Annotated in this window: 11 protein-coding genes; 7 read left to right on the top strand and 4 right to left on the bottom strand. The window is 65.7% G+C overall.

The window, feature by feature from the left end; genetic code table 11:
• Positions 1-51 precede the first annotated feature (51 nt).
• From CEY09_RS09950 to CEY09_RS09930, 5 genes are all read left to right on the top strand, one after another.
• The gene (locus CEY09_RS09950; protein ID WP_088588503.1) at positions 52-1077 is read left to right on the top strand and encodes an ABC transporter substrate-binding protein; all 1026 of its coding nucleotides are present in this window, start codon (positions 52-54) and stop codon (positions 1075-1077) included.
• Positions 1074-1883, top strand: a complete 810-nt coding sequence (locus tag CEY09_RS09945; RefSeq protein ID WP_088588502.1) for an ABC transporter ATP-binding protein — start codon at positions 1074-1076, stop codon at positions 1881-1883. The genes CEY09_RS09950 and CEY09_RS09945 overlap by 4 nt, the downstream gene beginning before the upstream one ends.
• On the top strand, positions 1880-2656 hold the full coding sequence (locus CEY09_RS09940; protein WP_088588501.1) for an ABC transporter permease: 777 nt from the start codon (positions 1880-1882) through the stop codon (positions 2654-2656). The genes CEY09_RS09945 and CEY09_RS09940 overlap by 4 nt, the downstream gene beginning before the upstream one ends.
• Before the next feature lie 82 nt (positions 2657-2738).
• Positions 2739-3365 (top strand): TRAP transporter small permease subunit, encoded by a 627-nt coding sequence (locus tag CEY09_RS09935; protein ID WP_088588500.1) that lies wholly within the window; start codon positions 2739-2741, stop codon positions 3363-3365.
• A 2-nt stretch (positions 3366-3367) separates the two neighbouring features.
• Complete coding sequence (locus CEY09_RS09930) at positions 3368-5023, top strand: TRAP transporter large permease (protein WP_088588499.1); 1656 nt, start codon at positions 3368-3370, stop codon at positions 5021-5023.
• 43 nt (positions 5024-5066) lie between these two features.
• On the opposite strand, the gene CEY09_RS09925 is transcribed toward CEY09_RS09930, so the two are convergent.
• Positions 5067-5750 (bottom strand): GntR family transcriptional regulator, encoded by a 684-nt coding sequence (locus CEY09_RS09925; RefSeq protein ID WP_088588498.1) that lies wholly within the window; start codon positions 5748-5750, stop codon positions 5067-5069.
• Between the two features lie 9 nt (positions 5751-5759).
• Positions 5760-7535: an IlvD/Edd family dehydratase gene (locus tag CEY09_RS09920; protein WP_167390043.1), complete on the bottom strand. Its 1776-nt coding sequence runs from the start codon at positions 7533-7535 to the stop codon at positions 5760-5762.
• A 221-nt stretch (positions 7536-7756) separates the two neighbouring features.
• Here CEY09_RS09920 and CEY09_RS09915 point away from each other — a divergent pair, with 221 nt between their 5' ends.
• Together CEY09_RS09915 and pdeR are read left to right on the top strand one after the other, a co-directional pair.
• Complete coding sequence (locus CEY09_RS09915) at positions 7757-8752, top strand: Bug family tripartite tricarboxylate transporter substrate binding protein (protein WP_088588497.1); 996 nt, start codon at positions 7757-7759, stop codon at positions 8750-8752.
• 344 nt (positions 8753-9096) lie between these two features.
• On the top strand, positions 9097-11094 hold the full coding sequence (pdeR, locus tag CEY09_RS09910; RefSeq protein ID WP_088588496.1) for a cyclic di-GMP phosphodiesterase: 1998 nt from the start codon (positions 9097-9099) through the stop codon (positions 11092-11094).
• Between the two features lie 26 nt (positions 11095-11120).
• Here the strand turns inward: pdeR and CEY09_RS09905 are convergent, their stop codons facing one another.
• Both CEY09_RS09905 and CEY09_RS09900 read right to left on the bottom strand, forming a co-directional pair.
• A complete protein-coding gene (locus CEY09_RS09905; protein ID WP_035212931.1) occupies positions 11121-12005 on the bottom strand; it encodes a crotonase/enoyl-CoA hydratase family protein in 885 nt (294 codons plus the stop codon).
• Between the two features lie 331 nt (positions 12006-12336).
• A complete protein-coding gene (locus tag CEY09_RS09900; RefSeq protein ID WP_088588495.1) occupies positions 12337-13098 on the bottom strand; it encodes an SDR family oxidoreductase in 762 nt (253 codons plus the stop codon).
• Between the last annotated feature and the right edge of the window lie 96 nt (positions 13099-13194).

The following is a 13194-nucleotide window of genomic DNA, read 5'->3' as shown; positions in this document are numbered from 1 at the left end:
CAGGCCGCCGCAACAGCGGCCGCATAGTGTCGTCGGATAACGGGGAAGATCATGCATGCGGGTTTCGCAAGAGGTTGGCGCCACGCCATGTGGGGCCTGGCCGCGGTCGCGCTCAGCGCGTCGGCCTGGGCCCAGAATCCAGAGCCGCTGCGGGTGCGGCTGGACTGGACGCCGTGGGGGGTGCACGGCGCGTTCCACCTGGCGCAGCAGAAGGGCTGGTACCAGCAGGCCGGCCTGGACGTCTCGCTGGAGGACGGCAACGGTTCGGTGACCACGGTGCAGATCGTGGGGGCCGGCGATAGTTTCGACGTCGGGCATGCGGCCTTGGCCTCGGTGATGATCGCCCGCGAGAAGGGCATGCCCGTCAAGGCGGTGGCGGTGTTTGCGCGCCAAAGCGATATCGGGCTGCTGGTGCCGGCGGAGGCCGGCATCACCGGGCCCGCCCAGCTCAAGGGCAAGAAGGTGGCCTATACGGCCGGTTCGTTGGAGGCGCCGTTCATCGATGCCTTCCTGGCGGCGGGCAAGCTCAAGAAGAGCGACCTGGAACTGATCAACGTGGACGCCGCCGGCAAGGCGTCGACCTATGCGATGGGCCGGGCGGACGCGGCGTTCTCCACGATCCCGTTCTTCCTGCCGGTGGTATCGCAGAACCGGCCTTCCAGCGCGGTGCGCTTTGCCGACTTCGGCCTGAACATGCCCAGCTTCGGCCTGTTCGCCAATGAATCCAAACTGGCCGCGCGGGGCGAAGCCATCGCGCGCTTTGCCAGCGTCACCGCGCGGGCCTGGGAATACATCTACGCCGGCCATCAGGACGAGGCAGTGTCCGCGATCCTGCAGCAGCGGCCGCAGGCCCGCCTGGACAAGACCGTGCTGCGCGGCCAGATCGACGCCTTGCAGCCGTACTTCGGCCAGCCGGCGGCAGGCGAACGCCTGGGCGCGATCGTGCCGCAGGACTGGACGCAGGCCGTCAAGACACTGTCTTCCGTCGGGCTGATCGGCGCTGGCGCCGAGGCCTCTTCGTTCTATGTGCCCGGCTTGGTGCACCCCGAACGCTACGACAGCCTGGTGCAGCCATGACGCCGTGGGCGGTGTCGGCGCGGGACGTGCGTAAACGCTACCCGGGGGCGGCCGGCGTGGAGGCGCTGGCCTCGGTGTCGGTCGACGTGCCGCAAGGCCGCTTCGTCAGCATCCTGGGGCCGAGCGGGTGCGGCAAGAGCACGTTCCTGCGCTGCGTGGCGGGCCTGGAGACCCTCTCCAGCGGCGAGTTGCAGGTGGCAGGCGTGCCGGTGGACGGGCCGCCGCAAGGCATGGGCATGGTGTTCCAGCGCGATGCGCTGCTGGAATGGCGCAACGTCCGGCGCAATATCCTGCTGCCGATCGAATTCGCCGGCAAGCCTGTGGCGGCGTATGAGGGCAAGGTACGTGAGCTGCTGGCCTTGAGCGGCCTGACGAAATTTTCCGAGAGCTATCCGCGCGAGTTGTCCGGCGGGATGCGTCAACGCGCCGCGATCTGCCGCGCCTTGGTCGACGACCCGCAACTGCTGCTGATGGATGAGCCGTTCGGCGCCCTGGATGCGCTGACCCGCGACCAGATGAACGTGGAGTTGCAGCGGATCTGGATGGAAACCCGCAACACGGTGCTGTTCGTGACCCACGGCATTGCCGAAGCGGTATTCCTGGGCGATGTGGTGATGGTGTTTTCGCCGCGCCCCGGCCGCATCCTGGAAACGATCCACATCGACCTGCCGCGGCCCCGGCCGCTGGCGCTGCGCGAAACCCCCGCTTTTGGCGAATACGTGCGGCATATCCGGGGCATGTTCCAGCAGATGGGTTTGATAGACGAGGGCGCCCGCGCGGCGTCACCCGTGGAGAGCGCCCGATGATCCGGCTATTGCGCAGTGCCGCCCGCCGGATGGCGGGCCTGGTGTCGGTGGTGGTGTTCCTGCTGCTCTGGGAAGTTGCCGCCCGGGTCTTCCACGTACGCGCCATCATGTTGCCGCTGCCGGGGCAGGTGGTGCTGGAACTGGCGTCCGAATGGAGCTGGTACGCCGGCCACGCCGCCTACACCCTGATGACCACGCTGGCCGGCTTTGCGCTGGCGGTGGCCGGCGGCGTGGCGATCGCCATCATGCTGGTGGGGTCGCGCTGGTTCGAGCGATTCATCTATCCCCTGATCGTGGCCTTGAACAGCGTGCCGAAGGTCGCCATCGCACCTTTGTTCGTGATCTGGATGGGCACGGGCGCCGAACCCAAGATCGCCATCGCCTTCCTGATCGCCGTGTTCGCGATCATCGTCGACACCGTCCATGGCCTGCGATCGGTCCCGCAGGACGTGCTGGACCTGGGGCGGGTGCTGAAGGGCTCGCGCCGCGACTTTTTCTTCAAGGTGCGGCTGCCTAGCGCGCTGCCCTCGATCCTGGCGGGCATGAAAGTGTCGATATCGCTGGCGCTGGTGGGCGCCATCGTCGGTGAATTCGTGTCGTCGCAGCGCGGCCTGGGCTACGTGATCATGAGCGCCCAGGGCACGTTCGACACGGTGCGCGTGTTTGCCGCGATCTTCGTGCTGGCGCTGATGGGCATGGTGCTGTTCGCGCTGCTGGTGTGGCTGGAACGCCGCTCGACGCCGTGGCTGCGGCACCACCGGGAAGACGGTTGAGAAGGTTTCCGTGTCCGCGGCGGCAGACCGTGGCGTCGGGTTCGGGCAAACGTGTGATTAGAAACAATTCTGGGGAAAACAGATGCAAGCACTACTCGCCTTGTCGCGCGGCATAGACGCGATCAACCTGCGGATGGGCCGGATCGTGTCCTGGGTGACGCTGCTGGTCGTCCTGGTCAGCGCCGGCAACGCCATCGTGCGCAAGTTCTTCCACTTCAGCTCCAACGCCTGGCTGGAAATGCAGTGGTACATGTTTGGCGCGATGTTCCTGCTGACGGCGGGCTACACGCTCTTGAAGAACGACCACGTACGCGTGGACATCATCGCGTCGCGGCTGTCGCGCCGCGCCCAGGTGGGGATCGAGATCTTCGGCGTGCTGTTCTTTTTGCTGCCGGCCTGCCTCTTGATCATGTACCTGTCCTGGCCGGTGTTCATGGATTCGTACCTGAGCAACGAGCATTCGTCCAACTCCGGCGGCCTGATCCGCTGGCCGGTCAAGCTGTTGATCCCCGTGGGGTTTGCGCTGCTGGTGCTTGCCGGCCTGTCGCACCTGATCAAATGCATCGGCTTCCTGATGGGGCGCTGCCGCGACCCGCGCGAACGCGAGGGCGCCAAGAGCGCCGAAGAGGAACTGGCCGAAGAAATCGCCCGTGAAGCGCAAGCGCGCGAAGCGGCCGCTGTGCGTGAACTGGATAACAAGGGTCGCTGATCATGGAGTTCTTCATTGCCAATCTGGCGCCGATCATGTTCGCGACGCTGATCATCTTCCTGTTGCTGGGCTTTCCCGTGGCGTTCGCCCTGGCGGCCAACGGCATCCTGTTCGGTCTGGTGGGCATGGAACTGGGCCTGCTCAATTCCTCGCTGTTCCAGGCGCTGCCGCAACGGGTGTTCGGCATCATTTCCAACGATACGCTGCTGGCGGTGCCGTTCTTTACGCTGATGGGGCTGGTGCTTGAGCGTTCGGGCATGGCCGAGGACCTGCTTGAGACGATCGGCCAGCTGTTCGGTGCGGTGCGCGGCGGGCTGGCCATCGCGGTGGTGTTCGTGGGTGCGATGCTGGCCGCGACCACGGGCGTGGTGTCGGCTTCGGTCATTTCGATGGGGCTGATATCGCTGCCGATCATGCTGCGCAACGGCTATGACCGCAAGCTGGCCAGCGGCGTGATCGCCGCGTCGGGCACGCTGTCGCAGATCATCCCGCCGTCGCTGGTGCTGATCATCCTGGCCGACCAGCTGGGCCGTTCCATCGGCGACATCTACCGGGCGGCGATGGTGCCGGGCTTTGTGCTGGCCGGGCTGTACATCGTCTACATCGTCATCATGAGCCTGCTGAAGCCGGCGTCGGCGCCGGCGCTGCCCGAAGAGGCGCGCCGCTTCCAGGAGCCGAACGGCACGCGCGGCGGGCGGTCGCTGCTGGTGTTGATGACGATTTCGGCCGTGTCGGCCTACTTCCTGGGCCTCTGGGTCGAGAACAACACCGCGCCGATCGACGAACGCATCGTGGTGGCGCTGCTGTTCTGGGGCGCCACGGCCTTCGTCATCGCGTTGATCAACAAGACGCTGGGGCTGGGCCTGCTGTCGGCGCTGGCCGAGCGGGTGACGTTCGTGATGATTCCGCCGCTGGCGCTGATCTTCCTGGTGCTGGGCACGATCTTCATCGGCGTGGCCACGCCGACCGAGGGCGGCGCCATGGGGGCGGTGGGAGCCATCCTGATGGCGCTGATACGCCGCCGCCTGTCGCTGGACCTGCTCAAGCAGGCGATGGACACGACGACCAAGCTGTCCTGCTTCGTGGTGTTCATCCTGGTGGGGTCCACCGTGTTCGGCCTGACCTTCCGCGCGGTCAACGGCGACCTCTGGGTCGAGCATCTGTTGACGGGCTTGCCCGGCGGACAGTGGGGCTTCTTGATCGTCGTCAGCGTCCTGACCTTCGTGCTGGCCTTCTTCCTGGACTTCTTTGAACTGGCGTTCATCATCGTGCCCCTGCTTGGGCCGGTGGCCGACAAGCTGGGTATCGACCTGATCTGGTTCGGCGTGATCCTGGCCGTCAACATGCAGACGTCGTTCATGCATCCGCCTTTCGGCTTCGCGCTCTTTTACCTGCGGTCCGTGGCGCCGCGGGACCGCTACAAGGACCGGGTCACGGGAAAGATGATCGAACCCGTCACCACGGGGCAGATCTATTGGGGCTCGGTGCCGTTCATCGTGATCCAGTTGCTGATGGTCGCCGCGGTCATGGCGTTCCCGGGCATGGTGATGCACTACAAGAGCGACGCGCCGACGGTCGACCCCAGTTCGGTGTCGCTGGAAGTGGGCGGGGGCGCGGGCGCCGGCGCCTACGGGGCCGATTCCAATCCGTTCAAATAGGACGGGCAGGGCGGCGCAGCGGTAGCGGTAGCGGCGTGCCGGCCTAGCGCCCCGGCCGCACCTGTTCCGAGGCCAGATAGGCGTCGCGCGATGGCAGCAGGTGATCGCGGCACACCGTCATCAGGGCCGCCCGGTCGCCGTCGCGCAGCGCCTGGATCATGGCCCAGTGCTCCTGGCGGGCGCGTTCGCGGTAGCCGGCGGCCACCAGCGTGCCGAAGCGGATGGGGTGGGTGCGCCGGGCGTATTCCTCGATGGCCTGGCCCAGCACGGCGTTGTCCAGCAGCCCGAAGAACTCGCGGTGGAACCGCTGGTTGCTGCGGAACACGCGGCGCGCGTCGCCATCGGCCACCGCCGCATCGTGCTCGCGCTGCACCGCTACCAGCGCTGCCAGCCGCGCTTCGGGCACGGGCAGCGGCATCTGGCTGGCGGCATGCACTTCCAGCACCTCGCGCAGCGCATACAGTTCCATCACTTCGCGGGTGGAAAACGCCCGCACGACGGCGCCGATATTGCGCTTTTTCTCGACCACGCCCAAGAGTTCCAGCTCCGCCAGCACCTGCCGCACGGCATGGCGCTTCATGGCGAAGCGCGCCATCAGCTCGTCCTCGGTCAGGCGTTCGCGCGGGTGCAGCCTGCCGAAGACGATGTCTTCTTCCAGGGCGTCCACCGCGGTCTGCGTGGCGTCAGGGGCCTCTGCTTGCAGGGCGTCGGGCGTGATGGCGTTCATGGGGCGGCGTTACTTCTTCGGCACGGTGTCGTGGGTGACGCCGGCGCGCAGGAAGTCGAAATCGACGCCCTGGTCGGCCTGCGTCACGGTTTGCAGGAACAGCTTGCGGTAGCCGCGTTCGGCGGTGGGCCGGGTGATGGGCTGGGCCGCGGCGCGGCGCGCCAGTTCGGCGTCGTCCACCAGCAGCGCGATTTCACGCTGGGCCACCGACAAGCGGATGCGGTCGCCATTTTGCACGTAAGCCAGCGGCCCGCCAATGGCGGCCTCGGGCGTGACGTGCAGCACGATGGTGCCCGCCGCCGTGCCGCTCATGCGGCCGTCCGAAATGCGCACCATGTCCTTGACGCCCGCACGCGCCAGCTTTTTCGGGATCGGCATGTAGCCGGCTTCCGGCATGCCGGGCGCGCCAGTCGGGCCGATGCGCTTGAGCACCAGGATGTCGTCGGCGGTCACGTCCAGCGCGTCGTCATCGATGCGCCGCGCCATGTCTTCTGCGTCTTCGAACACCACCGCGCGGCCCTCGTGCTCCATCAGCTTGGGGTTGGCGGCGGACTGCTTGATGATGGCGCCGCCCGGGGCCAGGTTCCCGCGCAGCACGGCCAGGCCGCCCACGGGGTAGATGGGCGACGCGGCGGTGCGGATCACGTCCTGCGTGAAGGGCGCGGGAGCGTCGTCCAGTTCCTGGCCCAGCGTGCGGCCGGACACGGTCATCACGTCCAGGTGCAGGTAGGGCCGCAGTTCGCGCAGCAGCGCGAGCATGCCGCCGGCGTCGTGGAAATCTTCCATATAGTGCTGGCCCGACGGCTTCAGGTCGACCAGCACGGGGGTTTCGCGGCTGATGCGGTCCAGGCCCGCCAGGTCGATATCGATGCCCAGGCGGCCGGCGATGGCGGTCAGGTGGACGATGCCGTTGGTGGAGCCGCCGATCGACAGCAGCACGCGCAAGGCGTTTTCGATGGACTTGCCGTTGATGATCTGGTCGGGCGTCAGCCGGGACGCGGCCATGGCGACCGCGGTGGCGCCGGTCCGTTCGGCCACGCGTACGCGGTCGGCTGTGACGGCCGGAGCGGATGCGCCGCCCGCCACCATCATGCCCAGCGCTTCGGTGATGCAGGCCATGGTGCTGGCCGTGCCCATGACTGAACAGGTGCCCACGCTGGCGACCAGCTGGTTGTTCACGTCGGCGATTTCGGGCGCGTCGATTTCGTCGGCGCGGTAGCGGCCCCAGTAGCGGCGGCAATCGGTGCAGGCGCCGACGCGTTCGCCGCGGTGCGACCCGGTCAGCATCGAGCCCGTGACCAGCTGAATGGCGGGCACGCCGGCCGAGGCGGCGCCCATCAGCTGGGCCGGCACGGTCTTGTCGCAGCCGCCAATCAGCACCACGGCGTCCATGGGCTGCGCGCGGATCATCTCCTCGGTGTCCATGGACATGAGGTTGCGCAGGTACATGCTGGTCGGCTGCGAGAAGCTTTCGTGCACCGAGATGGTCGGGAAGTCCATCGGCAGGCCGCCGGCCAGCATCACGCCGCGCTTGACCGCTTCGATCAGCTGGGGCGCGTTGCCGTGGCACGGGTTGTAGCTGCTGCCCGTGTTGACGATGCCGATGATCGGACGGGCCAGTGCGTCGTCGGAAAGACCGGCGCCCTTGATGAAGGCCTTGCGCAGGAACAGCGAGAAACCCTTGTCGCCGTAGTTCGTCAGCCCGCGGGCCACGCCCTGCGCGGTGGCGCTGTCGCTGTCAAAAGGCCCCGCTGCGGGCTTGCCGCCTTTCGTCTCGTCCGTCATTTTCAATCCCGATAATATTATTGATAATCCAGGGCCAAGATCATAGCTACCCTTTGAAGCATCCCGCAAGCGCTTTATGCGCGCCGATATATTGATCTGTATTTCAGATCAGTCGATAGAAAAATTCTGATTCTTCTATCAAGTTCGGACTCCTACACTGGCGCCGTTGACGAGCCGGGCGTCCGTCCATTCCTATACTCATCCCGGCTGGAGAGACCTCAATGTCAGACCTGCGTCTGCGGCCGCGCCGTGCCGTCCTGCTTTCCCTGCTGGCCCTCTGTGCCGGCGTTTCCGCCCCGGCGCTGTCGGCCGACGCGTACCCGGACAAGCCCATCCGCCTGATCGTCCCGTATCCGCCCGGAGGCGCGACCGACGTGATCGGCCGCGTGCTGGCGCAGGAACTGACGGGCGCGCTGGGCCAGTCGGTGATCGTGGAGAACCGTGCGGGCGCTGCCGGCAACATCGGCGCGGACCAGGTCGCCAAGGCGCAGCCCGACGGCTACACCTTGTTGATGGGCGCGCTGACCAGCCATTCCATCAACGCCGCCCTGTATCGCGGCCGCGTTACCTATGACGTGGAAAAGAGCTTCGCGCCGGTGTCCATCGTGGGCACGGTGCCGCTGGTGTTCGTCGTCAACCCGTCGGTGCAGGCCAAGACGCTGTCGGAATTCATCGCGCTGGCCAAGTCCAAGCCGGGCTACATGACCATGGCCTCGGCCGGCAACGGCTCGCCCCAGCATCTGGCCGGCGAAATGTTCAAGCGCACGGCGGGCGTCGACATCCTGCACGTGCCCTACAAGGGCAGTGGCCCAGCCATGACCGACCTGATGGGCGGCCAGGTGCTCAGCATGATCGAAACCGTGCCGGCCGCGCAGGCCAATATCAAGGCGGGCAAGTTGCGTGCGCTGGCGGTGACGTCGCCTGCGCGCGTGGACGCGTTGCCGGATGTGCCGACCGCCGCCGAAGCGGGCCTGAAGGACTTCGAGGTCAGCTCGATGTTCGGCATCGTGGCGCCTGCCAATACGCCGGCTCCGGTCATCGACCGCCTGAACGGTGAACTCAAGAAGATCCTGGCCAAGCCGGAAGTAAAGGCATCGCTGCTGAACCAGGGCGCCATCGCCACCTGGACTACGCCTGCCGACGCCAGCGCCCGCGTGTCGGCCGAACTGGCCCGCTGGACCAAGGTGATCGATGAAGCCGGGGTGAAGGGGGACTGATCCGTCGGGTTGATCCGCCGGGTTGCGCCTTTTACGCGACACGCCGAAGATTTCTTCATGGAATCTTCGGCGATTTTGTTTGTGCGTTGCGGTGCGATCCGGCGCAACAAGGCGTGCGCGCCGGGACGTGGCGGCGAATTAAAGATGTTGTCAGGGATCGGGTTTTCCACACGTCCGTGATAGTCGGTGAAACAATCCGCAATACAGCGTTTGACGCGCTGCACATAGGTGTTGACCCCGCCCAGGCTTGGCCGTAATGTACTTTTCGGTCCAGCTACGACTGGTCATACTAAAGGCGCCTACTTTTAGTGTGGCAGGCCTTAGGACAGTGGGGGGATACCACGATGACAGAGCATCAGGACGAAAGGTCGATCCTGTACACGCATTTCGGTACGCACAGTCCATATTGGCGTCTGGCCGCCGATAGCGACGCCTTTGAGCTCTCCGCCGTCAAGGGAGCGACCAATATCGCGATGGCGCTGCGTCCGGAACAGGCCGACGCCGTCCGTTCGCTGACGGGCATTACGTCCAGCCTGCGCATCGATATCTCGCTATACGGGGATCTGCTGCGGTTGCATCTGGTAGGCCGCAAGATCAATCCCAACGAATGGGCCGGCACCGCATCGGCGCATTCCGACACTGAATCCGTCGCCAAGGACCTGGTCGAAGGGCTGTCGTTTGCCGAAACCGTAGTGTCCGAAGCCAACTCGGTGATCGTCATCGTGGACCAGAACGGTCGCGTGCAACGTTTCAACAAGTTGAGCGAGGAATACACCGGCAAGCGCGAACAGGACATCGTTGGCCGCAGCGTGTTCGAGATGTTCATGACGCGCGAAGAAGCCATGGCCTCGCGCCGCAATATCGCGGAATTCTACAAACGCGGGCAGTCCTATGAGGCCGAACGGTTGATCAATACGGTCAAGGGCCCCCGGCTGTTCCTGTTCCGCAATAAGTTCGTCACCAGCGGCAGCGGCGAAAAGCGCGTGTACCTGATCTGCTCGGGCACCGACATCACCGAAGAACGCCAGGCGCAGGAGCGCCTGCGCGTGCTGGCCAATACCGACATGCTGACCAACCTGCCCAACCGGCATGCCATCACGACGCGCCTGAAGGCGGCGCTGGCGGCCGGCAAGGAAGGGCGGGGCGGCGTGCTGTTCCTGGACCTGGACAATTTCAAGCGCATCAACGATCACTACGGCCATGGCTTCGGCGACCGCCTGCTCAAGGCCGTGTCGGTGGCGATCTCGACCTGCCTGTCCGAAGGCCAGACGCTGGCCCGGCTGGGCGGCGACGAGTTCATCGTGCTGCAGGAACAGGCCCAGGCCTGGGAGCTGGAAGCCACCGCCGAGCGCATCATCGAACGCCTGCGCGAACCTTTCCGCCAGGGGCTGATCGAGGTCTACACCAGTTGCTCGATCGGCATCGCGATGTACCCCGACCACGGCGCCGACCTGGACAGCGTGGTGCGCAGCGCCGACATCGCGATGTACGTGGCCAAGGAAGCGGGGCGCCATACCTACCGCGTGTTCCAACCCGACATGGACCGCCGCAATGCGGACTACGTGTGGCTGGACACGAACCTGCGCAAGGCGCTGGCCGAGAACCACCTGATGCTGTACTACCAGCCCAAGCTCGTCGGGCGGACCGGCGAGGTCGACGGCGTGGAAGCCCTGTTGCGCTGGCGTTCCCCCGAACGCGGCATGGTCTGCCCCAGCGTCTTCATCCCGTACGCCGAGGAATCGGGCCTGATCTCGCCGCTGGGCGTGTGGGTGATGCGCGAGGCCGCCCGCCAGGCGGCCGCCTGGAAGCGTGAAGGCCTGAACATCCGGATCGCCATCAATATGTCGGCGCGGCAGCTGGACGACAAGGGCGTGGTCAGCGACTTCATGAGCGCCATCGGCGACGCGGAACTGGACCCGTGCCTGCTGGACATCGAGCTGACGGAAAGCTGCCTGATCGAAGACGAAGTCGCGGCTATCGACCTGATCAAGCAGTTCCGCCAATTGGGCGCACGCGTGCACCTGGACGATTTCGGCACCGGCTATTCGTCGCTGTCGCAACTGGCCCGCATTCCGCTGGATGCCATCAAGCTGGACGCCAGCTTCGTGCGCGGCGTGAACGAGAACCCGGTGTCGCAGGCGCTGGCGCGGGCTATCGTGGCCGTGGCGCGTACGCTGGAACTGAAGGTGATCGCCGAAGGGGTGGAAACGTCGGAAGAAACCGCGTTCCTGGATACGCTGGGCGTGGATGCCAAGCAAGGCTACCTGTATGCCAAGCCCATGCCCGCGAGCGAGTTTTCGACCTGGCTGGCCCAGCGCCGCCGACTGCATCTGATCGCCTGATACAGCCGGCGTCCGCCCGTGGCGGATCAGTGCATGGTGGCTTCCTGCGTCGCGTCGGCGCTGGAGGCCGTGCGCCGGTTCTGCGCCATGACCAGGCGTTCCATGTAGGCGCGGTCCTTCGGATCGATCGCGAACGCGGCTTCCACCCAGTCCTCGGTGATGTCCATCAGTTCAGAGCGCGACAGGTTCAGCACGCGCTGGCGCGCGCGCAGCATGGCCCGCATGCCGTTGAGCTTGGGGCGCATCACGTCGATGAAGGTGCGCGTGGCGCGGTAGGCGTCGCCCGGCTCGAACAGCGCGTCCACCAGCCCCTTGCCGTGGAACCATTCGGCGGTATGCGATTCGCCCGTGCTGATCAGGTCTTCGGCCAGCTTCATGCCGGAGCGGCGCGCCACCAGCGAGTAGCCGCCCATGCCCGGGAACAGGTTGAACGCCATTTCCGGGAAACCCATGCGGGCGTTGTTCTGCGCCAGCACGAAGTGGTGGGCCAGGGCGGCCTCGAAGCCGCCGCCCAACGCCGTGCCCTCGATCATGGCCAGCGAGATGGCGCCCGTATCGAACCCGCGTGAGGCCGCATGCACGCAATCCACGCATGCCCGCGCATAGGCCCGCAAGGCTTCGCGCTTGCCGGTCCGGATCGCCTCGGCGAAGAAGTTGAGGTCGCCGCCCACGTTGTAGATCTGGGGCACGAGCGAGCCCGTCACCCAGAAGTCGATGGGCAGGCCCGAATCCTTGGCAGCCCGCGCCAGGGTCATGATTTCGTCGATGAGTTCGTGGTTAAAGCAGGGCCGGGGCTGCGCCCGGAGCATCATCCACATGACACGACGTCCCTCCTCGTAAAACGCTGAAATCTGCTTCATGTTGCCCGCTGCGGTAAAGGGGTGGCAGTCTGGATGAATGAGTTGATTCATGTGCTTTCGTCCAATCGATCAAGGTGAGTCGGAGTACTGCCGGATCAGCCTAATACAGAGCTTCCGGCTGTCGTCTCATGCAAACCTCGTTCGAGTGGCCAGACTTGTCAGTAAGTCAAAAGCGCGAGCGAACAATGCAAAAGTCTTGCAGATTGAGGCGGCGTCTCGGCCTCTCGGCGGAGACACGCATCGGCGCAACGGATGAGGACCTTCGCAAATTCGCGCGGATCGGGGCGACGCGCGAAACGCCGTGGGGACGGCGGGACTCATGCGTTCGGATGACGACGTCGCGGCCTGGCGATGGGAAATCGCGGGCTGCGACGGGCCTGTGTCAGGCAACGCCGCCGTTGGCGCGCAGGATCTGGCCGTTGACCCAGCCGCTGTCCGGCCCCGTCAGGAACGACACGACGCCGGCGATGTCGTCGGGCTGCCCCAGCCGTTCCAGCGGCGGCATCTTGGCGAAGTGCTCGATCAGTTCGGGGCTCTTGCCCTTCAAGAACAGCTCGGTGGCGACGGGGCCGGGGGCCACGGCGTTCACGGTGATCCGGCGGCCGCGCAGTTCCTTGGAAAACACGTGCGTGAAGCTCTCGATGGCGGCCTTGCTGGCAATGTAGACCGCATAGCCCGGCAGGTTCAGCGCAATCGTCGTGCTGGACACGTTGACGATGCTGCCGCCATCGGCCAGCCGGGTGGCGGCTTCGCGCAGGGTGTTGAAGGTGCCGCGCGTATTGATGTCGAAGGTCTGCGCGTAGTCCTCGTCGGAGGTGTCGGCCAGCGGCTGCACCTTCAGGACGCCGGCGCTGTTGACCAGTGCGCTGATGCGGCCCAGTTCGGATTCGACCTTGTCGAACAGGGCGCGCACGTCGGCCGCCCTGGACACGTCGGCTTGCACCGCGACGGCGCGGCCACCGGCCTGCTGGATTTCCTTGGCCAGCACGTCGGCTTGCGCGGAGTTGGATGCGTAGTTGATGCCGACCGCAAAACCGTCGCGGGCCAGGCGGCGTACGATGGCGGCGCCGATGCCGCGGGATCCGCCCGTGACCAGGGCGACGCGTTGCGCGGTCGCGGTCGATTGAGAAGCTTGGGTGTTCATGCGCGATCTCCGAGAAGGGAAGGGGGTGAAACGAATGATGGACTATTCCAAACGGAAGATAATTACCCTATATTCGCTAACATAATTCCATTTGCA

It is taken from the genome of Achromobacter marplatensis (genome assembly GCF_002209535.1).
GTDB lineage: Bacteria > Pseudomonadota > Gammaproteobacteria > Burkholderiales > Burkholderiaceae_B > Achromobacter > Achromobacter marplatensis.
This window is presented reverse-complemented; position numbering and strand designations above follow the sequence as displayed.